We start from the raw sequence: 25842 nt of genomic DNA on the forward strand, positions 1-25842 counted from the left end.
CGCCATCTTCCATCCATGGAATGCCAGCTCAGCTCAGCGCAGCACGGCCACGGCATCGATTTCGACTTGTACGTCCGGCCTGAACAGCGCCTTGACGCCGATCAATGCGCTTGCCGGCGCGTGGCCCTTGAGCCAGCGATCGCGCACGGCACGAATGGTCTCCAACTGGTCAGGCTGATAGCCGCGTACGTACAGCGTCATTTTGGCAATCCGTTCCGGCGCACTGCCGGCATGGCGCAAGGTGCTGTCCAGATTTTTGAAGGCCTGTTCCAACTGACCCTCCAGCGTGGGCGCCACGCTGCCGTCAGCGGCCACCGGGACGTGGCCGCTGAGCAGCACCAGATTGTCATTGACCGTCACGGCCCCCGAGATCCCTGGGATTTCCTGTCCCGGAGCCGTAATGGCGCGCATCGCTACCGGCACCGTCTTGGCGCTGTCCTTTGTGTCACCGGCGCTTCCCGTGTCCGTGGACGTTAAGCGTTCGATGAAGGCCTGGACCGGCATGGCCCAGCCAAAATGGTGAACGACTTCGCTCAGCACGTGTTGTTGCTGCTGTGCGGTGAACGCTGCCGTGGCGTCGCTTAGCACCACTGCCTCATAGCCCAAGTCGTGCGCGGCGCGCAACGTGGATTCAATGCAAACGTGCGTCGCATAACCGGCCAAATATAGGCGGGTGATGCCCTGGCCGCGCAGGTAATTGTCCAAATCGGAGGCGGCGAACGCGCTGGCGCCGGCCCGGCCGCTGACGACGAATTCGTTCGCTTGTGGTGTGAAGGGTCCGTGAAACTGCCAACCCGTGTCCTGCTTCTGCCAGGTGCCGGCGTTGGGGATGGCGCCGCGCAAGCCGAACCGCGCACGCCCCAATTCGCGATAGTCCGGCGACATTCGCAGCGTCGCGTGGATCACCGGTATCCCCGCGCTACGAGCGGCGGCCAGCGCCTGGCTGGCCGCCTCTTGGGAACGGGTGAACTGATCTTCATCCTTGATCAACCCGCGCAATTTTCCTTCCGGCGCCAACCATTCGTTGACGAATTCGATCATGACCAGGGCGGCCCGGCCTTCGCCCGGCGCTTGCAAGGGCGGATACGCGGCTGCTTGGGGCAGGGGCGGGGCGGCCTGGCTGCTGCCCGCGGCGACGGCGGACATCAGGAAAAGCCTGGAAACCAGGCATCGAGTGAATTTCATCATGTCAGATCCCTCATCAAATCGTGTGGGATCGACTATAGGATCGACCTCAAGGCATGATAAGACCTTTGGATTACTAGTTATTGTGAATTCAAGGAATAGATAAATGGACCCATTCAGCGATGTCAGCACCTTCGTGCGGGCTGCGGAGGCCGGCAATTTCACCCGCGCGGCGCGACTGCTTCAGATCAGCCCTTCTGCCGTCAGCAAGGCGGTGGCGCGGCTGGAGGCCGAGGTAGGCGTCCAGCTCTTCCATCGTTCACCACGGCAGATCACCTTGACCGGTGATGGTGAGGCATTCTTTGAAGTCTGCCGTCAGGGCATGACGGCCATTGAAGACGCGCGCAGCATGTTGGCAAGAGAGGCGCAGCCCTGGCGCGGAAAACTGCGACTCTGCGTGCCGGTAAGTTTCGGCCAGTACGTGGTGGCGCCGGCGCTGAGCGAATGGCTGGCGGGACATCCAGGGCTGGACATTGAATTGGTGTTGACGGATCGCCATGTCGATATGACCGCCGAACGATTTGATCTGGCCGTGATGCTGGGCGAGGTACCGGACTCGCGTCTGGTGGCCCGCCCGTTACCGGCGCACCGCTTTCTGACCATTGCCGCGCCTGCCTATCTGCAACAGCACGGTACGCCCCGTACTCCCAGCGACCTCGCCGCGCACGCATGCCTGCGCTATGTCATGGCCAATAGCGGGCAGTTTCGTACCTGGACCTTCGCCCGTGACGGGCAGTCATACAACCACTTCCCAGTCGGTCCCCTGGCCAGCGATCACGCGGCGGCACTGTTGGCGCTGGCCGTGGGGGGGCGGGGAATCTTGCAGGCGCCGCGCTACGTGGTGGCGCCCGCACTGGCGGCCGGTCTACTGGTGCCTGTGCTGACTGACTTCCAGAGCGTCGGCGCACCGTTGTCCGTGGTTTATGAGAAAGCGCGTCACCGTTCAGCCCGGACTCGGCTTGCGGTGGATTTCCTGCTTGGTCTTGGGCACGAGCTCTAGGGGCGGGCGATCAGCGGCCATACCCCTTCATTGCGTGCTCCATGTATTCAGCCTTGCTGACGCGGCCGTCGCCGTCCGTGTCCATGGCAGCGAGTTGCTCGGCGGTCAGCTCCTGGAACATTGGGCCGTTGTCGAGGAAACCGTTGGTATTCACGTCCTGCTTGGCGAACGCGCGTTCCATCATGGTTTGATATTTCTGCCGCGCTTGCTCGGGGGGCTGCGCCGCCGCCGGGGCCTCGGGGGCGGCCTGCGCCAAAACGCTTCCGACGTGCCCGGCTGCAAGCAGCGCCGCGCCCAGCATGCGCGCCAGGGGGGACGGCTTCTTCATGCCTGCTCCTGAGATGAGCGCCCAGCATGACGATACAGCGCGTCCCGGTCCAGTATGGTCAGTCCGCCGTAGTGCGTTTGCAGGACGCCTGCGCGGGCCAGCCGCGTCAGCGCGGTATTGCAGCGCTGGCGGGACACCCCGCATAGGCTGGCGATCTCTTCCTGCGAAATCTTCAAACGGCCGTTGGTGCCGGAATGCAGTTCGGCATCAAGCTGCGCCGCGACGGCGCGCGCCACCGTGGTGTCGACGTCCAGCAGCACATTGCCGGTATAGGACGCCATCAGCCAGTTGACCCGCTGGGCCAGATGCGTCATCAACGCTTTGGTGAACTCGATATTGTGGTTCCACAGGCGTTCGCAGGTGTCCCGGGGCAAGATGACGACCCGGCTTGGCCTGAGTGCAATTACTTCGTATTCAAACCGCTCATGGCGAATCATGGTGGCTTCGCCGAACCAGCTTCCGGTGCTGAAGCCCGCTAGCGACAAAGACCGGCCGTCCGATCCTCGGGACGACCATTTCACCAGGCCCTCCACCACGCCATACCAGCCGGGCGATCGGGCGCCTTCGCGGAACAGGTATTCGCCCGTGCGCAGCGACACGGTGCGCAATTCTGCGCGCACCATGTTGCGTTCAAGCGCTGGCAGTCCGTTGTACCAGGGGACAACATCCAGCATTTTGTCGACAGGGCATGGCGCCGGCCGCCGTTTTGCGGCTGACGAGTCGTTGCCGGCACCGGTGGGTGGTCCGTGCATAGTTTTCCCCAAGTCTGCAATGGTGGTTCCGCACAGGTAAACCCTAGGGCGCTTTGTCAACTTGATGACTGTCCGCACGGCGGGTCCAGCCACAGAATAGCCGAGGCCCCAGAGCCGAAAAACCATAAGAGGAGATAGGTATGTTGTCAATGCCACGCATGTTGTCCGGCTCGGCGCTCGCTTGCGCTGGCGCCGCCTCGTTGCTGAGCGCGAGCATCGCGCATGCGCAGATTTCCGACGATGTGATTCGGATCGGGTTCATCACCGACATGTCTGGCGTCTATTCGGGGCCGGACGGCCCCGGCGGGGCGGAGGCCATCAAGATGGCCATCGAGGAGATGAGGGGCGAGATCAACGGCAAGAAGATCGAGCTGCTGACGGCGGATCACCAGAACAAGGCGGACATCGCATCGGCCAAGGCGCGCGAATGGTTCGACCAGAAGGGCCTGGACATGCTGATCGGTGGCACCAATTCCAGCACCGCGCTTGCCATGTCCAAGGTGGCGGCCGACAAGAAGAAGCCGATCATCGTCGTGGGCGCGGGCGCCCCGGCGCTGACGAACGAGCAGTGCACGCCCTACACCCTGAACTATGCCTACGACACCGTCGCGCAGTCGCGTGGGACGGGGACGGCGGTGGTCAAGGCCGGGGGCAAGACCTGGTTCTTCCTGACCGCGGACTACGCCTTTGGCCACGCACTCCAAGCCGATACCACGAAGGTCGTGCAGGAGGGGGGCGGCACCGTGGTGGGAGCAGTCAAGCATCCGCTGGCCGCCAATGATTTTTCGTCCTTCCTGCTGCAAGCGCAAAGCAGCAAGGCAGAGATTCTTGCTTTGGCGAATGCGGGCGCCGACGCCACCAACGCCATCAAGGCGGCCAATGAGTTCGGCATCACGAAGACGATGCGGCTGGCCGGCTTGATCATGTTCATCAACGATATCCACGCCATGGGGCTACAGGCGGCCCAGGGGCTGTATCTGACCGACAGCTGGTATTGGAATGCGTCGGACGAGACCCGTGCCTGGAGCCAGAAGTTCTACGAGCGCCGCAAGGCCATGCCGTCGTCATTGCAGGCAGCGGACTATTCGGCTGCGTTGCAGTATCTGCGCGCCGTCAAGGCCACGGGAACCGATGATGCCGACCGCGTACTGGCCCATTTGCGCGACAACAAGTTGAACGACCTGTACATCAAGGACGGCGTGGTCCGCCCGGATGGCCGTGTGGTGCACGACATGTATTTGTTGCAGGTCAAGACGCCCGAACAGTCCAAGGAACCTTGGGACTACTTCAACGTGCTCCAGACCATTGATGGCAATGCTGCCTTCACGACCAAGGCGGAAAGCCGCTGCGCGCTCTGGAAGTAAGCGGGCCTTCATCGATTCAATTCCCTAACGAGAACTCCATGGCCAAACGCAAAGTCATCGTGACCATCGCCCCGACGGGGGGCATGGCGCTGAAAAGCCAGAACCCGCATCTGCCGACCCAGCCGGCGGAGATCGCCGACGACGTCTACCGCTGCTACAACGCCGGGGCCAGCGTGGTGGCGCTGCACGCGCGCCGGCCGGATGATCTTGCCACCTGCAACGCCGATATCTACCGTGACATGAATCAGCGCATCCGTGAGCGCTGCGACATCGTTCTGAACAATTCCACGGGTGGCGGCGTGCATGGCGACATGGTGAAGGAGACGTCGCCGGGCACCTGGGAGATCTTGTGGGAAGAACGGCTGAAGGGCATGGAGGCCGGCGCCGAGATGTGCACGCTGGACGCCACGACCTTGAACCTGGCATTTGGCGACCGCGAATACCTGATGAACACGCCGCTGACCAAGGCGCGCGAGATGGCGGCCGCCATGCAGGCCCGTGGCATCAAGCCCGAATGGGAGGTCTTCAGCCCTACGCATATCTTGCAGGACGCGACGACCCTGATCAACGAGGGGCTGGACGAAGGGCCGCACTTCATCAACCTGGTGATGAACGTACATCGGAACTTCCAGAACGCCATGCCGTTTTCGCCCCGGCATCTGCAAATGATGGTTGATCTGCTGCCGAAGAACAGCATCTTCTGCGTCAGTGGCATCGGCCCGGCGCAGTTGGAAGCCAACATCAGCGCGTTGCTGCTGGGCGGGCATGCGCGGGTGGGCTTGGAAGACAACCTGTATTACCGCCACGGTGAGTTGGCCACCAATGTGCAATTGACCGAGCGCATCGTGCGCGTGATGCGGGAAATGGATATGGAACCTGCCACGCCCGCCGAGGCGCGCGAGATGCTTGGGCTGCCCTTGCAGAGCGGCATCCGGCCGGCTTTCGCGCTCTGATCCGACTTCCCTCCTCATCCCGGTGTAGCAACATGATTGAATCCTTGAAAGGCAAGCGGGTCCTGATCACCGCAGGCGCGCACGGCATAGGTTTGGCCATTGCGCGCAAGTTTCTATTGGCCGGCGCCGATGTGCATATCTGCGACGTGAACGCGGAAGCGTGCGATGCGGCCAAGGCCGCGCATCCCGGCCTGCACGTCAGTGTGACGGACGTTGCGGATGAGGCGCAGGTCCTGGCGATGTTCAAGGACGTGGCGAAGCGATGGGGCAAGCTTGACGCCTTGATCAACAATGCGGGCGTGTCGGGCCCCACCAGCCGGCTTGAGGACACCACGCTGGAGGCGTGGCGGAACACCCTGGAGGTGAACCTGACCGGCACGTTCCTCTGTTCGCGCAGCGCCGTGCCGTTGCTGCGCGAGGCGGGGGGCGGATCCATCGTCAATATCTCGTCCGTGGCGGGCCGCCTGGGCTTCTCGTTGCGTTCGCCTTACAGCGCAAGCAAATTCGGCTTGGCCGGATTGACGCAGACCTGGGCGATGGAGCTTGGCCCCGATGGCATCCGCGTGAACTCCGTCTTGCCAGGCGTCGTGGCGGGCGACCGCGTGGAGCGCGTGATCGCCGCCCGTGCGACGGCTGGCGGCGTCAGCAACGATGAGATGCGCGCGCAATTGGTGGAGAAAGTCTCGTTGCGCCGCATGACTCAACCTGAGGATGTGGCGAATCAGGTGGCCTTCCTGTGCGCTGACGAAGGCGCGATGATCAGCGGCCAGAGCATTTCGGTGTGCGGCAACGTCGAATACCTGGGGTGAAGGGAAACGCGGTCACCAGATAGAATGGTCTGCTTCGATCATTCATATTCTTCTGGCAGGCAGACCGCATGACCCGGGTATTTGAACTGGAAACGTTGAAGATGCGCATGAACGATGCGGATCTTCAACGGCTGGATTTGCATCAGCGGATTCAGCGGGCATTGCGCGCCTTGATCCTGGACAGCGCGCTGGACCCTGGCGTCAAGCTGCCTGCCACGCGCACGTTGGCCACGTCGCTGGGCGTGGCGCGCGACACCGTCGAAAATGCCTATGTCCAATTGCACCGTGACGGCTATATCGTGCGGCGCGAAGGGTCCGGCAGTTACGTGTCCGAAACCGTGGGCGCCGAGTTGCGCGGGGCGGCCAGCCGGCGCGTCAAACTCGCGGACGACAAGCGCGGCGCGGCGGAACCCGGGTCGGGCCTAAGCCGTCGCGGGCGCCAGATCTACGCAAGTGGTGGCGTGGTGGATCAGCAAGTGGTCCAGCCTTTTGCCACGGGGCTGCCTGAAACCCGGACGTTTCCGACGGATGTCTGGGAGCGTTTGCAGCGCCAGGCGCTGAAGGACCACCGGGATCAGGTCTTGCTGCATGGCGACCCGCAAGGCGCCGCACCCCTGCGCAAGGCAATCGCGTCCTATCTGAACCTGGAGCGGGGCGCCAAGGTGTCGCCGGATCAGATCCTGGTGCTCAGCAGCACGCGGCAGGCCCTGTTCCTGTGTGCGCAGTTGCTGGTGGATGCCGGCAAGCCGATCTTGCTGGAGAACCCCGGTTACTTCGGCGCCAAGAAGGCATTTGAATCCGCGGAAGCCCGGATCGTTCCCATTGATGTCGACGCACAGGGCATTCGCACCGACCTGCTTCGGGCGGATCGCAGCGGTGCCAATTGCGTCTATGTGACGCCGTCGCACCAGTACCCCACGGGCGCGACCCTGTCGCTGGCGCGACGGCTGGAGCTGACCCGCTGGGCCGCCGAGAACGGCAAGTGGATCATCGAAGACGATTACGACAGCGAATTCCATTACGACGGCCTGCCGACCGCCTGCGTCCAGGGCCTGGACAAGTATGAACGCACGCTTTACATCGGCACCTTCAGCAAGACGCTCTATCCGGGACTGCGGATGGGCTACATGGCGCTGCCTCGTGAACTGGTCAGCGCCTTTGCCTACGCGCGCAGCATTCTGGATGGCCACACGCCGCAGATCCTGCAACTGACCTTGGCCCGATTCATGGAAGACGGGCACTACAACGCGCACATCCGCGCCATGCGCAAGCTGTATGCGTCACGCCGTGACGCCATGCTGCAAGCACTGGAAACGCACCTGGCAGGTGTTGTCATGCCGTTGCGGCCAGAAGGCGGGCTTCAGATCCCCTGCCTGCTGGCGCGTGGATGGTCGGAGGAAAAGACCATCCGGCAGGCCGCCAGCGCTGGCTTGCAACTGCCGGGGCTTAGCCGCTTGTATGCGGGCGAGGACAAGCGGCAGGGCTGGATCCTGGGTTATTCGTCGTTGGCCGCGCACGAGATCGATAGCGCCATGCGGCGGCTGGCCCTTGCGCTAAAGAAGACCTAGCGGGTTTGCGCCTACGGTTTGGCCGGGCTGCCGATCAATGCGCGGCTGCCGCCGTGCATCAGCAGGTGCGCGGTCAGGCCTGCGACCAGCCCCCAGAAGGCGCCGCCCACCCCCAACAGGGTGACATTGGCGGCGGTGGCCAGGAAAGTGATCAGTGCGGTTTCCCGGGTGCGGGCATCGGCCATGGCATTGGCCAGGCTGCCGCCGATGGCGCCCAGCAACGCCAGTCCGGCCAGCGTGGTGATGAAGGCCTTGGGCAGCACCATGAAGAGCGTGGCCAGTGTCACCCCGAAGGTGCCCACCAGAATGTAGAACGCCCCGCAGGCCAGTCCCGCCAGGTAGCGCTTGCGCGGGTCCGGGTGCGCGTCGGGGCCGGTGCAGATCGCGGCGGTAATGGCCGCCACGTTGAAGGCGTGGGCCCCAAACGGAGCCATGATCAACGAGCCCAGGCCGGTGACGGTCAGGATCGGGTTGGCGCTGGTGTGGAAGCCATCGTTGCGCAGCACCAGCATGCCCGGCATGTATTGGCCCGTCAGCGTGATGATGAATAGCGGCAGCGCAACCCCCAGCAGCGCTTGCAGGGAAAACCGGGGCATTTCAAATACGGGTTTGGCCAGGCTGAGATGGATGGCCGAGAAGTCGATGCGGTTCTGCGCAATCAACATGGCAACGCCGATGACCAGGATGCCGACAACGGCAAAGCGCGACGTATAGCGTTTAAGCAGCGCATAGGAGACCACCAGCACGATCACCAGGGCAGGATCGACACTGGCGCCTCCGAAGGCGTTGATGCCGAATTGCAGCAGGATACCGGCCAGCAGGCCCGCCGCGATGCCGCCGGGGATCATGCGCACCAGTTTTTCAAAGGCGCCGGACAAGCCCAGCAGGATGAAGCCCAGCGCTGAAATCAGGTAGGCGCCGATCACTTCGCCGTAGGGCGTGAACGGCATCACGGTGGCCAGGAAGGCCACCCCGGGGGTGGACCAGGCAGTGATGATGGGCGCTTTGTACCGGAAGCTGAGCAGGGCGCCGGTAATGCCCACACCGATGGACACCGCCCATACCCATGAAGCGGTCTGCGCGGGAGTCAGCCGGGCAAGTTCGGCGGCCTGGAACACCAGCACAAAGGTTCCGCCATAGTTGACCAGCACTGAGATCAGGGCGGCGACAGTAGGCGAAAAGAAGTCGGCGGGTCGTAGCCGTGCCGGCGATGTTGTCATGAATCACTCCACAGTGCGAAAGGGGCTGCGGCGGATGCAGCCCGAACAAAGCGCAAAGTGTAGGAGTGATGTGGACTGTTAATTCATGCCGCTTTTATGGCTATTGCCAGACCACTTTGGACGCATGCCGATGTTTCTACGTGTCCGCCTGCGCCGCAGGCCAGTAGTAGCTGTCCGGCTGCGCGCGCGAGCCATAAATGGCCTGCCCCACGCGGACGACCGTGGCGCCTTCTTCAATGGCAAGTTCAAAGTCGCCGGACATGCCCATGGACAAGCCCGACAGGTCCATGCCGGCCGGTGCGGTCTGGCGCATCCGGTCGCGCAGGTCGCGCAGCCGGACGAAGCAGGGCCGCACGCGGTCGACATCGCTGGAAAAGATCGCCAGTGTCATGAACCCCTTGACCCGCAGAGATTGAAAGGCCGGCAACGCTTGCACGAACGCTTCCACGTCTTCCGGCGCCAGCCCGTACTTGCTGGCTTCGCCCGACGTATTGACCTGCACGAACACGTCCAGCGCGCGGCCCTCGGCCTGCAAGCGACGGTCCAGTTCTTCGGCGACCCGCAAGCTGTCCAGCGCCTGGAATTCCGACGCAAAGCGAGCCACGAGTTTCGCCTTGTTGGTTTGCAGATGGCCGATGACCGACCATTGGATGTCGGTCAGGTCGCTTAAGGCTTCCCATTTGGAATAGGCTTCCTGGACCTTGTTTTCGCCCAGTTGGCGGATGCCTGCTTGGTACGACAACCGGACACGTTCGGCATCCACCGTTTTGCTGACGGGCAAGAGGCGCACGCTGCCCGCATCGCGGCCGGCGCGCGCGCAAGCCAGCGCAATGCGGCGCTGGACAGCGGCGAGATTTGTCGTGAAGTCTTCCACGGTGCGGGCCTGCGGGTAGTCCGCGTGGGCAATTCCGTCAGGGGTGTCGGTCTGGTTCGGCAAGGTGTTTTCCTTAAGCATTCGGGAACGGATCCGCCCCGGCGATAGTCGCTCTCTGGAATTCTAGAGGGATGCGGACGGGTAGAACATGCCACTTGTCCAGAAGAGGGCAGACCGCTTTTCTGTTATGCCAGCACTTTCGCCGGCTGATAGAAGCAATAACCGCTGTTGCGCAGTGTCTTGACTGGCAGGGTCTGCCCGCTGACGTCTTCGACGCGGCGCCGCAGCCGGCGCATCTGCGTGTCCAGCCGACGCTGGTCGTAGTCCAGGTAGTCAAAGCCCAGGGCTTCGATGATGTGGCGGCGGCTGATGTTCTCGCCGGGTTGGCTCATCAGGCAGCGCAGCACCAGCAGGTCTTGCTGGGACAAGGGCACGGCAGGAGCGCCCGGGATGAGCAGGCGCCGAGGTCCGACTTCCAGTGTCCAATTGGGCGGCGGCGGGCTGGCGGGGGCCAGCTGCAAGCCCAGGCGGCGTACCAGCGCGGCGAGGGTGGCGGCCAGTTCGTCCAGGTCACAGCCCTTGCCCAGATAATGGTCGGCGCCCAGTCCCAGGCCCGCAATCCGATCCGCGCTGGTCTGACGCGCGCTGAACACGACAATGCCGACTCGCTGGCCTTCCCGTCGCAAGCGTTGGATCAGATCCAGCCCGCAGCCGTCGGGCAAACCGATGTCGATCACCGCAAGATGGTGGCGGGTGGGATCGAAATGCCGGTCGAATTCTTGCAGGCTGGATACGCATTGCGGTGCGTAGCCAAGCTCATCCAGGAACTCGCCAAGTTCCTGGCGCAGTACCGGTTCGTCTTCAAGCAGGATGACGTCAAGCATGCGATGCGCCTGCGTGAAAACCGCTTGAGGGGTGGTGTAATCTGCGTGGCTGCACGGGACTGTGACTCGATGAAACGGAAATATTACCCCACGGTGTGGGCAGGATTGATGCTGTTGGCGCTGGGGTTGGCCGGCATGTTGGCGGGCGCCGGGCAGGCGCGCGCCGAGCCCTTGCATCTGAATGCGCAACGGGGGCTGGCGGATGCCGCGGGCCATCTGGAACGCCTGGATGATCCGAACGCGGCACTGACGCCCGATCAGGCGGCGGGCGCGACGGGGTGGACGCCGGTGCCCGCCGGCTTGAACGCGGGCTTCACAGAAGACACGGTCTGGCTGCGCTTGCCGATCCAGGTGGACGATCTGGCGCGTGGTGGCTGGATGCTGCGGCTGAGCAATGCGTTGCTGGACGACGCGCGCATTTATGTTGGCCAGGATGGCGGCTGGTCGTTGCTGGGCCATAGCGGCGAAGACGTGCCGCGCCGGAATTGGCCGGTGGACTACCGCAGCCCGGTGATCCAGTTTGATCCGCCGGCCCCAGGTTCCTATGTGATCCTGGCGCGCTTGCAAAGCAAGAACGCGATGGCGACCCGTCTGGAAATCTGGCAACGCCTGGCGTTTGATAATCAGTCGCGACGCGAAGGATTGCTGTTCGGGCTGTATTTCGGCTTCTATCTGCTGCTGATCTGCGTGCACGCGGTCTTTTGGTGGGCCACGCGCGCACCCATGAGCGGTCTGTTCCTGGCCTATATCGGCAATTGCGTGTTCAACGAGGTCGTGTCGCTGGGGCTGGTCCAGCAACTGACGGGCTTGCCGGTTGCCTGGAGCGACCGGATGCTGGGCGTCGGCATCGCGATCAGCCTGCCCGTTGCGCTGCGGATCGCTTTTGCCCAGTTGAACCTGGCCTTGCTGTATCCCCGCGCGGTACGAGGGCTGGAATGGTTGTTCTGGGGCATCGCGCTGGTGTGTTCGGCGTTGGTCGTGTCGGGACACTATGCGTGGGGCATGCAACCGATCCAGTTGCTGGCCTTGTCGTTGATCGTGGGATTCACGGCCTTGGCGGCGTATCTGTTGAAGAAAGGGTGGCGGCCGGCGCGCTTTTTCGCGCTGGCGTTCGGGGTGTTCTATGTCAGCGTGCTGATCGCGTTCCTGCGCAATCTTGGCGTGCTGCCCGTCAACGTGTTCACGGAATATGTGTCCACCTTGGGCACGATGCTGCACATGTTGCTGCTCAGTCTGAACATCGTCGGACGCCATGAGCGTCAGCGCCGCGGCAAGGAACGCCAGCAGGCCAATCTGGCGGCGGACCTGGCGCGGCAACACAGCCACAAGCTGGAGCAGGAAGTGGCGTTGCGCACCGCCGAGATGCAAGGCGAGATCCAGCGCCGGGTTGAACTGGAAGACGAGCTGCGCGCCTCATTGGAACTGGAGCGTCGCGTGTTCGCCGAGCAACGGGAATTCGTCGCGATGGTGTCGCATGAATTCCGCACGCCCCTGGCCATCATCACCACCTCGGCGCAGCAGTTGGGCCGCAATCTGGCCGCGCCGGTCGAAAAGAGCCTGGCGCGCTGCGGCAATATCCGCAGCGCCGCCATGCGCTTGCTGGCCTTGGTCGACGAATACCTGACCCACGACCGAATGAGCGAACCCAGCGCCCAACTGCGTCTGACGCAGTGCGATCTGTTGGCGTTGCTGGCGGACCTGGACCGCGAGTTTCCGGCGGGGCGCATCCAGTGCGTCTATGGCCAGGGGGAACACGTTCTGCTGTCGGATGCGGGCCTGTTGCGCATTGCCTTGCGCAATCTGCTGGCCAATGCCGACCGGCATTGCGCGGCGGGCAGGGCGGTACGGGTCACCTTGCGGGAAGACGGCGAGTTCATGCACATCGATGTGGCCAACGCCGGCGACCGCATCGCCCAGGCCGAGCAGGACCGCTTGTTCCAGAAATACTACCGGGGCCCGAATGCCTTGCGGCATCCGGGGGCCGGGCTGGGGCTGTATCTCGTCAGGACGATTGCCGAGCGGCTAGGCGGCTCGGTGTGCCTGAAGAGCGCGGGCGGCGCCGAGCCGGTGTGTTTTTGCCTGAGCCTTCCTCGGCAACGGACGGCGGGGCAGTAGAGGGATCGCATTACTTTCCCTGTCGACATCCGACAATATGTTGCTTAAAAGCATCTATGTGTATCTGTCGCGCGGAGCGGCAATTTCATAAAATCGCTTATCGCCTGTCTTTTATCGCCTAATTCTCATTCATCATGATGAATTAGAGTGAAATTTACGACTTGCTTAGATTTGCTCAGATTTGAGGACGCAATCATCGGTATATTTCAGCAGCGAAATTTACAAATTGTGACGCTGCGCACAACAGGAATATCCGATGAAAAAGCCCTCCCTCAATCACATCTTTCGTCTGGTTTGGAATGACGCATTGGGCGTGTACGTGCCTGTTGCCGAACACGCCAGCGCGCGCCGCAAGCGCAACGCCTCTGGCGCCGCCGCACTGACTGCGGCGCTGCTGCTGTCAGGGCCGGCGCTTGCCGCGGATCTTCCGACTGGCGGCAACGTGGTGGCGGGATCGGGTTCGATCAGCCAGAACGGGTCGGCCATGACGATCAACCAGCAGACGGGCAAGCTGGCAGTGGACTGGCAAAGCTTTTCCATCGGCAAGAGCAACAGCGTCACCTTCAATCAGCCTGGGCGTGATTCCGTGGCGTTGAACCGGGTGCTGGGGCCGGATGTATCGGTGATCCAGGGCGCGCTGAACGCAAACGGCCAAGTATTCCTGGTCAACCCGAACGGCGTGGTGTTCACCCCCACAGCCCAGGTCAATGTGGGCGGCATCGTCGCCAGCACGCTGAACATCAGCACGCAGGATTTCCTGGCGGGCAACTACCGGTTTGAAGGCGCCAGCAGCAACGCCATCATCAATCAGGGCAATATCACGGCGGCGCCGGGCGGCAGCATTGCGCTGATCGCGGCCAAGATCACCAACACCGGCAACCTGACGGCGGACAAGGGCAACGTCCTGCTGGGCGCCGGCAGCCGCGTCAAGCTGGATTTGGGCGGCCCGGTCAAGATCGAAGTCGAGCAAGGCGCCATCGATGCGCTGATCGAGCAGGGCGGCGCCATTCGCGCCGACGGCGGCATGGTCTACCTGACGGCCAAGGCCGCAGGCGATCTGGCCAGCACCGTCATCAACCACACGGGCATCACGCAAGCCAAGACGCTTGCCACCGGAGAGAACGGCAAGATCGTATTGCTGGGCGACATGGTCAATGACCGCATCGCGGTAGGCGGCACGCTGGACGCCAGCGCCCCGAACGGCGGCAAGGGCGGGTTTGTGGAAACGTCGGCGGCGAAGGTGTCCGTGGCGGCCGGCGCCGTCATCACCACCAAGGCGGCCAGCGGCCAGCATGGTTCGTGGCTGATCGATCCGACGGACTTCACCGTCGGCGCGGGCGCTGGCGGCCAGAATGACAGCGGCATTGGCGCCGACACGCTGTCGGCCAACCTGGATAACGGCAACGTCGAGCTGATGACGGTTGCCAACGGATCGCAGGCCGGCAACATCAACGTCAATGCCGGCGTGAAATGGAGCGCCAGCACCAAGCTGACGCTGAGCGCGCATGGTGACGTGGTCATCAATGCTCCCATTACCGCCACCGGCGCCCAGGCGGGCCTGGAACTGAACTTGGGCGGCTACAAGCAACTCGGGTCTTCGTCCGGCGGTTCGTACTCGGTCAATGCGCCCGTGACGTTGAGCGGTGCTAACGCCACGTTGAAGATCAACGGGCAAGATTACACGCTGCTGCATTCCTTGCAGGACTTGCAGTCCGTGAATACCTCCGGGCATGGCTACTATGCGCTGGCGCAGGACCTGGACCTGAAAGGCAACACGTTTTCGAGTTCGGTCGTGACGAACTTGCGGGGCACGCTGGCGGGCTTGGGCCACACCGTAGACAACCTGAACATCAATGCCGGAAACGGTGGCAGTCTGGGCCTGTTTGGCACGATCGCCGCAGGCAGCGAGGTCCGCGACCTGGCGGTGACGAACGCGACGATCAGCGGCGGAAGCTACTTGGGTACGTTGGCGGGCAGCAACGAAGGCACGATCCGCAACGTGTCCGCCTCCGGCAGCGTCACGGGCGACTCCTTCCTGGGCGGCCTGGTCGGGGCGAATAGCTATCTGATCACCGGTTCGCACGCGCGCACGGAGGTCACCAGCACCAAGAAGGGCTTCAGCCTGGGCGGTCTGGCGGGCAACAACAGCACCGCGGGGGTTATCGACAACGCTTATGCGACCGGCAATGTGACCGGTGGCAACACCGACGCAGGCGGCCTGGTCGGCATCAATGGCGGCGTGATTCGCAATGCCTATGCCATCGGCAACGTCACGGCCGCGGTTGATGGCGTGGGCTCGGGCATTGGCGGCCTGGTCGGTTCCGCCCGGGACAACAGCAAGGTCTCCAACGTATATGCGACCGGCCGTGTCCAAGGCGGTGGCCGTACGGGCGGTCTGGTTGGCATGTTCATCGGGAACGGCATCGTTCTGGAGAACGCGCAATGGGACGCCGCGACGACGGGGCAGGCCAATGCCACGGGATTGGATGTCGGAGGCACCGTGACGGGAACCTCGTCGATCGGCAACGCCTATTCCTATGCGTCGTACGCCAACCTGGGCACGTGGTCGCCGGTTCCCGGTTCGGACAATGTGTGGGTCGCGAGGGATTCGGCCGGCAAGGCGCAATGGGTCATGCTTGAAGGGATGACGCGCCCGTTCCTGGCCAGCGAATACAGCCTGGCGTTGTCCAACGACCATCAGCTCCAGTTGATGGCCTATGACCCGACCGCAAAATACACCGTGGTACGCGACATTGATGCCAAGGCGACGGGGGTGGTGGGCAGCGGTATGTGGGGCGTGAATGGCTTTGTCTCCGTGGGCTCCACGGTCCAGTTCTCCGGTACCCTGGATGGCCAAGGCCATACGATCTCCAATCTGCAGACGGGCCTTAATCAGACCTTTGGTGGGTTGTTTGGGGAAATCGATGTCAGTGGCGTGGTCAAGAACGTCGGGCTGGACAAGGCCGTCGTCAGGGGCTTCTATCAAATCGGTGGCCTGGCGGGGATAAACCGCGGCACGATCGACAACGTCTATTTCAATGGAACAGTCAGGACCAATGGGATCAGTCAAAGCTCAGGGGGCCTGGTTGGCATCAACTATGGAACGATCTCGAATGCCTATTCGACGGGTCAGGTAAGCTCGGACCTGTTCCTTCCTGGCCTTAACAACGTGGGCGGCCTGGTGGGGGCGAATTGGGGAACCATCAGCAAGGCCTATTCGACCAGCACATTCGGCAACCTCGGTGCGCAATCCGGCTACGGCGCATTGGTCGGAATCAATTACAGCTCCGGCATCATCAATGACAGCTTTGCCGCCAGCACCAACGCGGCGGGCGTGCCCATCGGCCCCGTGCCGCCGGCGCTTGTCGGCATTCGGGGCGGCACCGTCAACGCCTCCAGCGGTCTGAAGACCTACCAGCAACTGACGCAACTGTCCACGTTCACGGATGCGGGCTGGGACATCGACGCCGCTGGCGGAACCGGCACGACCTGGCGCATGTATGAAGGTTCCGCCACGCCCTTGTTGCGCGGCTTCCTGAAGCAAGTGACCGTCAGTCTTGCCGACAAGGTCTACGACGGCCAGATCAGCGGCGGCGTTGGTTACGTGGCCTCGCAGCCGGGTGCACAGCTGGACGGCAGCATCAACTACACGACCAATTCGAAGAATGCCGGCGTTTATCGCCTGGCCGACGGCAGCCTTAGCGTCAACGGCGGCCTGTATTCGAATCAGCAAGGCTACGACATCATCTATGCCGACGGCCTGAGCCTGAACGTCCTGAAGAAGGGCATTTCGACGGACATTACCGTCGACAACAAGACATACGACGGCACCACCAACGCCAATGTGCAGGGCTCGGTCGGCAGCGGCTTGATCGCTGGCGACAACGTGGGCGTCAGCGGCACCGGCAGCTTCTCGGACAAGAACGTGGGAGCCGGCAAGACGGTCATCCTGGGGGGCATCTCGCTGACGGGCAACGACGCGGACAACTACTTCATCACGGGCGGCGCGTCTTCCACCACGGCAACGATCACCGCCCGCGAGCTGACGGGCCAGCTCACGGCATCGAACAAAGTCTATGACGGTTCTATCTCCGCTGACTATTCGGGAGCTGTCTCGGGCATTGTTGGTGGTGACTACCTGATGATCAATGCCAGCTTTGGCGACAAGAATGTGGGGTACGGAAAGCTCGTCACATTCGGCATGACCGGCGGGGATGCCGGCAACTATGTGCTGGGAAGTGGCTTTGCTCCAACTACCGCCAGCATTACTCCGAAGGCCTTGACCGGCACCGTGACCATTTCCGACAAGGTCTACGACGGCACGCTCAATGTGAACGCCAACGCCCTTGTGACTGCCGGCCTGGTCTTTGGCGATGATGTGCGGATTTTTGGCGGGGGACTCTTCGGCAGCAAGGACGTGGGAGTTGGCAAGCTGGTGTCCGTCATTGGTACGCTGACTGGGCAAGACGCAGGCAACTACACGCTGACGACCAACAGCACCGCCACCGCCACGATCACGCCCAAGGCGTTGACGGGCGCGATCACCGCAGCAGGCAAGACCTACGACGGCACGCGCGACGCTGTCACGTCGGGTGAACTCATCGGCGCCATCTTTGGCGACGCCGTATCGCTGTCCAGCACGGGCCTGTTCGGGGACAGGAATGCAGGGGCAGGCAAGCTGGTGGTGGTGAGCGGCGCGCTGTCGGGCGCCGATGCCGGCAACTACACGCTGTCGACCAACGCCACGACCACCGCCACGATCACGCCCAAGGCGCTGACGGGCGCCATCACCGCCTCTGGCAAGACCTATGACGGCACGCTGACTGCCAGCACCGTGGGTTCGCTGACGGGTACGATTGCGGGTGACTCCGTGTCGCTGTCGACGACAGGCGTCTTTGCCGACAAGAACGCCGGCACGGGCAAGCGGGTCTACGTTAGCGGTTCGCTGGTCGGCACGGATGCGGGCAACTATGTGGTGACTGCCAACAGCACCGCCAGTGCTGACATCGCCGTGCGTCAGCTGACGGGCGTGCTGGGCGCGTTGGACAAGATCTATGACGGCAACATGCTGGCCTCCGTCATTGGCGAGAACAGCCTGAATGTGGTCGCGGGCGATTCCTTGATCTTCACCGGCAGCTTCAACGACAAGAACGTGGCCAATGGCAAAGCCGTGGCCTACGTGATGGGTGGCGCCGACGCCGGCAACTACGCGCTGGGCAACGGCGTGTTCAAGGGCACGGCCAACATCACGCCGAAGATCATCACCGGCGCGATTACCGCTGCGGGCAAGGTCTACGACGGTAGCTTGGCGGCCAATACCAACGGCGGCCTCAGCGGCGCGGTACTGGGCGATGCCGTGGCATTGTCGACCACCGGCGCGTTCGCGGACAAGAACGTCGGCAACGGTAAAACAGTGAACGTGGGCGGCTCGCTGTCCGGTGCTGACGCAGGCAACTACACGCTGGTCACCAACACCACCACGCTGGCGAACATCACGCCCAAGGCGATCACGGGTGCCCTGACCGCCGCGGGCAAGGTCTATGACGGCGCGCGGGATGCCACCACCACTGGCACGCTGAGCGGCACGGTGCTGGGCGACAACATCGGCATCATTGGCACCGGCCTGTTCAGCGACAAGAACGTCGGCAACGGCAAGCTGGTGGCGGTGAACGGCACGCTGTCTGGTGCCGATGCGGGCAACTACACGTTGTCGACCAACACCACGACCACAGCCAGCATCACGCCAAAGGCCTTGACCGGCGCCATCACGGCGGCAGGCAAGACGTATGACGGCTCCACTGCCGCTGACACCTCGGGCACGCTGAACGGCGTGGTCGTAGGCGACGCGGTCGCGCTGTCGACGTCCGGCGCCTTCGCTGACAAGAACGCCGGCGTGGGCAAGCGCGTAAACGTCAATGGTTCGCTGATCGGCGCGGATGCAGGCAACTACACCGTCAGCGCCAACGGCACGACGACCGCCACGATCACGCCGAAGACGATCACTGGCGCCATCACGGCTGCGGGCAAGGTCTACGACGGTTCGCTGGCCGCCAGCACGTCGGGCAGCCTGGCGGGCCAGATCCTGGCCGACGCCGTGGGGCTGTCGACCACTGGCGCGTTCACGGACAAGAACGTGGGCAACGGCAAGACGGTGAATGTCGGCGCCTCGCTGACCGGCGCTGACGCTGGCAACTACACGCTGGTCGCCAACACCACCACGCTGGCGAACATCACGCCCAAGGCGATCACGGGTGCCTTGACGGCCGCGGGCAAGGTCTATGACGGGTCGCGCAATGCTGCCACCAGTGGCGCGCTGACCGGCGTCGTCCTGGGCGACAACGTCGGCATCATTGGCACCGGCTTGTTCAGCGACAAGAACGTCGGCAACGGCAAGCTGGTGGCGGTGAACGGCACGCTGTCGGGCGTTGATGCGGGCAACTACACGTTGTCGACCAACACCACGACCACAGCCAGCATCACGCCAAAGGCCTTGACCGGCGCCATCACGGCGGCTGGCAAGACGTATGACGGCACCACTGCCGCCAGCACGACGGGTTCGTTGACGGGTGTGGTGACAGGCGACGCGGTGACGCTGGCCACGCTTGGTGTCTTCTCGGACAAGAACGCCGCCATCGGCAAGCGGGTCAACGTCAGCGGTTCGCTGGTTGGCACGGATGCGGGCAACTACACCGTCAATGCCAATGCCACGACGACCGCCACGATCGCTGCACGCCAATTGAACGGCGCGCTGGGTGCGCTGGACAAAATCTATGACGGCAGCACTGCCGCAGCCGTGACCGGCGCGGACGCCATTGCCGGCATCATTGCAGGCGATGCGCTGAACGTCGCGGGCAATTTCGCCGACAAGAATGCGGGCCAGGGCAAGACGGTGGCTTTTTCGCTGACGGGGGGCGACGCTGGCAACTATGTGCTGAACGCCGCGGACGTCCGCGCCGCCATCGCCCAGCGCGTGCTGGGCATCGACGGCACCACGGTCGCCGGCAAGACGTATGACGGCAGCGTCGCTGGCCAGGCATCAGCGGGCGCGCTGACCAACCTGGTGGAAGGCGAAACCCTGGGCGTTGGCACTTCGACCCAATTCGACAGCGCCAACGCGGGCAACCGCAACGCCAATGTGCAATACGCGCTGGCCGACAGCGACACCGGCTTGGCGGCCAACTACAGGCTGGCCGATACGCAGCATCAGGCCGTGATCGACCGCCGCGCCATCACCGTCGCCGCGGACGACAAGACCAAGCGTGCGGGTGACGCAGATCCGGCGCTGACCTGGCGCATCGCGCAAGGCAACCTGGTTGGCAACGATACGCTGGCAGGGGTGTTGAGCCGTGCGGCGGGCGAGACGGCAGGCAACTACCTGATCGGCGCCAACGGCCTGTCCAACAGTAACTACCTGATCGCCACGCAGGATGGCACGCTGGTCATCAGCAATGCCGTGCAGCCGGATAGCCGCCGCACGTCGGCGCTGTCGGCAGTGCAATGGTTGCAGGCCGCGGTGGACTCCACCAACACGCCTCCGCCCAGTATGTCGGGCGATCTGAGCTTCGTGCCGGTGAGTTCCGGCACCCCCGCGCAGGACGTCAGTACACCGCCGGCTTCCAACGCCGGGCAGGGCGCGCGCAGCGTGCAAGGCCCCGCCCAGGTGCTGGTGATCGATGGGGGTATCCGTCTGCCGGACGGCGTCGTCCAGGGCGGCATCTGATCCCGCTTCATCGATACGGAAACCTTACTCCACCTATCCGCCTGCCGGCTGCCCAAGGCCCTTCGGGGCTGCGGGCAGCCGCCTCGAACACCCGATTTCACAAGATCATGACGCTAGCTTCGTTTACCGCCCGTCCGCACTATCTGGCTCTGGCGCTTGCCGTAATCTTGCCCGCCACGGCTCCCGCCTGGGCGCAGCAGATTCCCAATGCCGGCCGCATCCTTCAGGAGCAAGCGACCGAACCGCAACCGCCCGCACCCTCGCCGGAACTGAACCTGACCAGCCCCGTGCCCGGCACGGCCGCGCCCGGCGGCCCGCAGGCCACCGTATCCCGCATCGACCTGACGGGCAATCAGGTGTTTTCGTCGGACAAGTTGCTGGCCCAACTGGGCGCCTATCAGGACAAGGCCTATGACCTGGCCGGCATGCAAGGCCTGGCCAATCAACTGACAAGTTACTACCGCAACGCGGGCTACCCGTTCGCCCGCGTCTATCTGCCGGCGCAAGGGCTGGAGAACGGCATCCTGCGCCTGCAAGTCGTCGAAGGACGCTATGGCGAGGTCAAGGCGGAAGGCGATGCCGTCTTGTCCGCCAAGGCGCAGTCCTATCTGAGCCCGTTGAAGTCCGGCGAGATCATCGAAAGCGCCTCGCTGGAACGCGCGGCGCTATTGCTGTCGGATCTGCCGGGCGTTGCCGTCAGCCCCATCATCCGCCCCGGCCAGGAAATGGGCACGGGCGACTTGGTGGTGCAAGTGGAGCGCGGCGATCGCGTCAACGGCAGCGTTGGCCTGGACAATCAAGGCAACCGCTATACGGGGCAGTACCGCGCCAATGCGGCCCTGTCGATCAATAGCCCCTTCATGCTCGGTGACCAGATCACGCTGCGCGCCCAGCGCACCAGCGAAAACCTGAACTACGGCGATGTGGGCTACAGCGCGCCGCTGGGCAGTTCGGGCCTGCGTGGCCGGGTCGGCTACGGCTACACCGGCTATGAACTGGGCAAGGAATTCAGCGAGCTGGACGCCCACGGCAGCGCCAAGGTGGCCAGCGTGGGCCTGAGCTATCCGCTGATCCGTTCGCAAAGCCGCAACCTGACCATCGGTGTCGACTTCCTGCACAAGAAGCTGCGTGACGACTATCGCGCGGTCGAGGTCGTGCAGGACAAGTTCAGCAACAGCGTGCCGATTGCCGCGCAATTCGATGTGCGCGACAGCCTGGGCGGCGGTGGGCTGACGTATGGCGCGCTGAGCTGGACGCCTGGCACGCTGAAGCTGGACGGGAACCTGGCCGTCGCCGACAGTCTGACCGCACAGTCGGCAGGCCATTACAGCAAGCTGAACCTGGACATCGCGCGTCTGCAATCCGTGTCGTCGCGTTGGAGCCTGTACGGCCGCTTCAGCGGCCAATGGACCAACGACAACCTGGATTCGTCCGAGGACTTTGGCCTGGGCGGCCCGGCAGGCGTGCGCGCGTATCCCGTGGGCGAAGGCTACGGCGACCGTGGCTGGCTGACGCAAGTGGAAGTTCGCTATGCGGCTGGCGCGGTCACCCCGTTCGCGTTCTATGACGCGGGCCGGGTACAGATTTCCTCCCATCCCTGGCAAGCCGGCGAGAACTTCCGCCGCGTGGCCGGGGCAGGCGTTGGCGCCCGCGTTGCCGTGGGCGGCTGGCGTGGCGAAGCCACGGTGGCGTGGCGCACCGATGGCGGCCCGCCGCAGTCGGACAGCCGGGATCACAAACCCTTGTTCTGGGTAAGCGCGCAGTACTTGTTCTAGGGCCAGCGCGCCGGCTTCGCCCCTGCTTTCTTCGTGAAGGCAGGGGCTCTTTTTTTTGCAATGCATCATTGGCGGGCGGCCGGTTCCTGGGCGGAGCGTCTTTGTTACGCATTCGCCGGCTATCGGTGAAATACAGGGGTTTCCGGCTACGGGGCTTTTCCATAAACTACCGCACCGCCCCTATAACGAGAACGCCATGAGACAGTTTTTCCCCACGCTGGGAGCCGCCCTTGTTTTGTCACTGGGCACGCATGCCGTGCTAGCCCAGCAAGCGCCCGCCGCCGCGCCTGCGACAGCCGCTGCCGTGCCTCGGGATCCCTTCTTCTGGCTTGGCGAAATGAACAAAGCCACCGCTGTCATCAACACGGATGAAGGCCTGCTGGACAAGTCCATCGCGCCGCGACTGGCGGCAGGCGTGGCCAAGGTGATCAGCGAAGGCAATCAGCCGGGCGCCAAGCGGCCTGCCAGCGTGATTACCTTTGAACCGTTGCTGATCAAGGCGGCGGGGGAAGACGTGACCTTGTTGCACGCTGGCCGGTCCAGCCAGGACATGCATGCGACATACCGCAGCGCGATCCTGCGCGACAAATTGCTGGAGCTTGCCGACCAGTTGAACAAGACGTCCACGACGCTGGTCGAATTGGCCGGCAAGCATGCCGGCACGATCGTGCCGAACTACACCAATGGCGTGGCCGCGCAGCCCAACAGTTACGGCCACTATCTGTTGGGCCAGGCTGCCGGTTTGGCTCGCGACGCGCAGCGCATCCGCGAGGCCTATGTCCGCATTGACCGCTCGCCCATGGGCACGACCGTGCTGAACGGCACCAGCTGGCCATTGGATCGCAAACGCATGGCGCAATACCTGGGCTTCGAGGCCCTGGTCGACAACGCCTACGACGCCTCGCAGATCTCTTCCATGGACCAGCCGGTGGAAGTTGCCTCCATCGTGACCAGCATTGCGCTGCGCACCGGCAACTTCGTCGAAGACGTCATGACCCAGTATGCGCAGTCGCGCCCCTGGATCCTGTTGGAAGAGGGCGGCGGCAATACCTACGTGTCCAGCGCCATGCCGCAAAAGCGCAACCCGGGTCTGCTCAACGACACCCGCAGCGACGCATCCACCGCCATCACCTTGGCGATGGGACCGGTCATCCAGACGCACAACATCACACCGGGCATGAGCGATCCGAAAGATGTGAAGCAGAACTCCGCCATGGTCGACAGCGGCATCTCGGCATTGAAGCGTTGGGACCGCGTGTTGAAGGCCATGGTCATCAGCCCCGAGCGCGCGCTGGAAGAACTGAACAGCGACTGGACCGCTTCGCAGGAACTGGCCGATGTGCTGATGCGCAAGTACAAGCTGCCATTCCGCGATGGTCATCATTTCGCGTCCGAAGTGGTGACTTACGCCAAGACCAACAACATCAAGCCGTTGGACTTTCCGTACGAGCAGGCCCGCCGCATTTATGCCGACGCCATGAAGGATTCAAAGTACGGCAATGAACTGCCAATGAGCGAAGCCGAATTCCGGTCGACGCTGGACCCCGTGGCCATCGTGAAGAACCGCGCCACCAGCGGCGGCCCGCAGCCGGCGGAGATGGACCGCATGCTGAAAGAGGCCCGCGATCAACTGGCCTCGCAAGACAAGTGGATCAAGGAACGCCGCGACCACATCAACAAGTCGCTGGCAGACCTGGACAAGAAGTTCGACACGCTGGCTGCCAGCGCCGCGAAGTAACAAGGCGCGAAGCGTCAAGGGTTGCGCGGCAGGCCCGGAACACAAGCTTCCGTCAGGGTCTGCCGCCAATCGGCGCCAGGTTTTCCAGTGGCACCCAACCGGTCTTGGCGTCGGATTCCCGGCTGCACCATCGCCAGCCATTCAAGTCCCTATGGCCCCAAAGCACATCGCCCGGGTCCACATCCAATTCGCGCGTGCAGAAGTCTTCCCGCGCAGTACCCCGACTTTCGTCGATTCGGTCGATGATCTGGCCAGGCACCCATCCGCCCGCGTGATCGGCGGTCGAGCAGAAATACCAGTTTTCCCAGCCCTCGGGACCTTCATATTCTTCGCCAATGGCAAGTGAGGCACCCTTGGAAAATATCAACGGGTCCGGGTATTCACTGCGGTGCTGGCGGATGACGGTGTAGAGCAATCGGGTCTCCTATTTGCGGGCGCCGGGCCGTCGGGCCGGGCCATTGGGCGCGCTGGGCGTTGCCTGGGTAGGCGGAACGCGATCCTACAGGAACTCCCGTCAGGCGCCGCGCCCGCAGGGTCATCAGACGCTTTGCAGCACGCATTCGCGCAGCCAGCGATGGGCGGCATCGCCATCCATGCGCGGATGCCACAGCATCGATATCGTGAACGCCGGCATCGTGAAGGGCAGGGGAAAGCTGTGCATCCCTGCCCGCAGGCTGCCGGTATGCCGTTCGGGCACGGTGGCGATCAGATCGGAACCACGCGCCAGCGCCAGCGCCGCCGAGAAGCCGCCCGTGATGGCGGCAATGTCGCGTTCGCGCCCGGCCGAGGCCAGGGCGTGGTCAACCGGCCCCTTGTCCAGATTGCGCCGAGAAACAAGAATGTGGCGGGCGGACGCATAGCGGGCAAGCGTGACCCGCCCTTGGCTCAGCGGATGTCCGGCGCGAATGACGCCCACGAAACGGTCCTGGAACAGCGCCCGCGTGCGTAGTTCGGGACTGGCCGCGTCGCCGACGATGCCGGTTTCCAGGTCCACATCGCCTTCGCGCAGCGGTGCGCTGTCTTTGTCGGTCTTCTGCACGAAGCGCAGCCGCACGCCGGGCGCTGTGGCGCCGGTGCGGGCCAGCAGGGCCGGCCCGAAATTCTCTGCAAAGCCGTCGCTTGCACGCAGCGTGAAGGTGCGCGCAAGCTGCGCCAGGTCAAGCTGAGCCGCCGGGCGCAACACCGCTTCCACGTCTTGGACCAGCAGGTGCACCCGGTCGCGCAATTCCAGTGCGCGGGGCGTGGGGACCAGACCGCGCCCCGCCCGCACCAGCAGCGGGTCCCCCGTGGTTTCGCGCAGCCGGGCCAACGCCCGGCTCATGGCGGAAGGGCTGAGCCGCAAGCGCCGAGCGGCGCCCGCAACGCTTCCTTCGGACAGCAAGACGTCCAGGGTGATCAGCAAGTTCAAGTCGGGTGTGCTCATTTCCGAAAACGTAGCACGGATAGGCCGCAGCGACGAGGGTTGATAGGGCGTCGCATGCAGGTATTCAGTGCAAATGCTGCGTCTTCCGCCTTATGTCGGTAGCGCCTAGGATGCATCAGGGCGTCGTGTTGGCG

General features: G+C 63.6%; 17 protein-coding genes. 9 read left to right on the forward strand and 8 right to left on the reverse strand.

The features are described from left to right. Positions 1-33: 33 nt before the first annotated feature. Positions 34-1146 (reverse strand): isochorismatase family protein, encoded by a 1113-nt coding sequence (locus tag HV753_RS31245; protein WP_246288264.1) that lies wholly within the window; start codon positions 1144-1146, stop codon positions 34-36. Positions 1147-1291: 145 nt separating this feature from the next. Between HV753_RS31245 and HV753_RS13305 the strand changes: the two genes are divergently transcribed. Continuing rightward, a complete protein-coding gene (locus HV753_RS13305) occupies positions 1292-2185 on the forward strand; it encodes a LysR family transcriptional regulator (RefSeq protein ID WP_175174961.1) in 894 nt (297 codons plus the stop codon). A 10-nt stretch (positions 2186-2195) separates the two neighbouring features. On the opposite strand, the gene HV753_RS13310 is transcribed toward HV753_RS13305, so the two are convergent. Beyond that, a complete protein-coding gene (locus HV753_RS13310) occupies positions 2196-2513 on the reverse strand; it encodes a CREC-EF hand family protein (RefSeq protein WP_246288265.1) in 318 nt (105 codons plus the stop codon). Next, positions 2510-3187 (reverse strand): Crp/Fnr family transcriptional regulator, encoded by a 678-nt coding sequence (locus HV753_RS13315; RefSeq protein WP_175174962.1) that lies wholly within the window; start codon positions 3185-3187, stop codon positions 2510-2512. Before HV753_RS13315 ends, HV753_RS13310 begins: the two co-directional genes overlap by 4 nt. A 227-nt stretch (positions 3188-3414) precedes the next feature. On the opposite strand from HV753_RS13315, the gene HV753_RS13320 reads away from it, so the two are divergent. The 4 genes from HV753_RS13320 to pdxR all read left to right on the forward strand — a co-directional run bounded on the left by HV753_RS13320 (position 3415) and on the right by pdxR (position 7959). Next, positions 3415-4629 (forward strand): ABC transporter substrate-binding protein, encoded by a 1215-nt coding sequence (locus HV753_RS13320; RefSeq protein WP_175175439.1) that lies wholly within the window; start codon positions 3415-3417, stop codon positions 4627-4629. Between the two features lie 38 nt (positions 4630-4667). Continuing rightward, positions 4668-5582 (forward strand): beta-keto acid cleavage family enzyme, encoded by a 915-nt coding sequence (locus HV753_RS13325; protein WP_175174963.1) that lies wholly within the window; start codon positions 4668-4670, stop codon positions 5580-5582. A 32-nt stretch (positions 5583-5614) separates the two neighbouring features. Continuing rightward, a complete protein-coding gene (locus HV753_RS13330; protein ID WP_175174964.1) occupies positions 5615-6391 on the forward strand; it encodes an SDR family oxidoreductase in 777 nt (258 codons plus the stop codon). 68 nt (positions 6392-6459) lie between these two features. Further along, positions 6460-7959, forward strand: coding sequence for a MocR-like pyridoxine biosynthesis transcription factor PdxR (pdxR, locus tag HV753_RS13335; protein ID WP_175174965.1), 1500 nt, complete (start codon positions 6460-6462; stop codon positions 7957-7959). Positions 7960-7970: 11 nt separating this feature from the next. Here pdxR and HV753_RS13340 read toward each other — a convergent pair whose 3' ends face one another. From HV753_RS13340 to HV753_RS13350, 3 genes are all read right to left on the reverse strand, one after another. Next, positions 7971-9179: a benzoate/H(+) symporter BenE family transporter gene (locus tag HV753_RS13340; protein WP_175174966.1), complete on the reverse strand. Its 1209-nt coding sequence runs from the start codon at positions 9177-9179 to the stop codon at positions 7971-7973. A gap of 136 nt (positions 9180-9315) precedes the next feature. Then, complete coding sequence (locus HV753_RS13345) at positions 9316-10134, reverse strand: YggS family pyridoxal phosphate-dependent enzyme (RefSeq protein WP_175174967.1); 819 nt, start codon at positions 10132-10134, stop codon at positions 9316-9318. A 104-nt stretch (positions 10135-10238) separates the two neighbouring features. Continuing rightward, complete coding sequence (locus HV753_RS13350) at positions 10239-10937, reverse strand: response regulator transcription factor (protein ID WP_175174968.1); 699 nt, start codon at positions 10935-10937, stop codon at positions 10239-10241. Between the two features lie 69 nt (positions 10938-11006). On the opposite strand from HV753_RS13350, the gene HV753_RS13355 reads away from it, so the two are divergent. The 4 genes from HV753_RS13355 (at position 11007) to HV753_RS13370 (ending at position 24285) form a co-directional block, all read left to right on the forward strand. Then, on the forward strand, positions 11007-13052 hold the full coding sequence (locus tag HV753_RS13355) for a sensor histidine kinase (protein ID WP_175174969.1): 2046 nt from the start codon (positions 11007-11009) through the stop codon (positions 13050-13052). 256 nt (positions 13053-13308) lie between these two features. Beyond that, entirely contained in the window at positions 13309-20772 is a 7464-nt protein-coding gene (locus HV753_RS13360) for a YDG domain-containing protein (protein WP_175174970.1), read from the forward strand. A gap of 107 nt (positions 20773-20879) precedes the next feature. Next, entirely contained in the window at positions 20880-22547 is a 1668-nt protein-coding gene (locus tag HV753_RS13365; RefSeq protein WP_175174971.1) for a ShlB/FhaC/HecB family hemolysin secretion/activation protein, read from the forward strand. A gap of 196 nt (positions 22548-22743) precedes the next feature. Continuing rightward, entirely contained in the window at positions 22744-24285 is a 1542-nt protein-coding gene (locus HV753_RS13370; RefSeq protein ID WP_175174972.1) for an argininosuccinate lyase, read from the forward strand. Positions 24286-24337: 52 nt separating this feature from the next. Here HV753_RS13370 and HV753_RS13375 read toward each other — a convergent pair whose 3' ends face one another. Beyond that, the gene (locus HV753_RS13375; RefSeq protein ID WP_175174973.1) at positions 24338-24700 is read right to left on the reverse strand and encodes a hypothetical protein; all 363 of its coding nucleotides are present in this window, start codon (positions 24698-24700) and stop codon (positions 24338-24340) included. 123 nt (positions 24701-24823) lie between these two features. Further along, entirely contained in the window at positions 24824-25708 is an 885-nt protein-coding gene (locus tag HV753_RS13380; protein ID WP_175174974.1) for a LysR family transcriptional regulator, read from the reverse strand. Positions 25709-25842: the final 134 nt, after the last annotated feature.

This window comes from Achromobacter pestifer (genome assembly GCF_902859625.1).
GTDB classification, from domain to species: domain Bacteria; phylum Pseudomonadota; class Gammaproteobacteria; order Burkholderiales; family Burkholderiaceae_B; genus Achromobacter; species Achromobacter pestifer.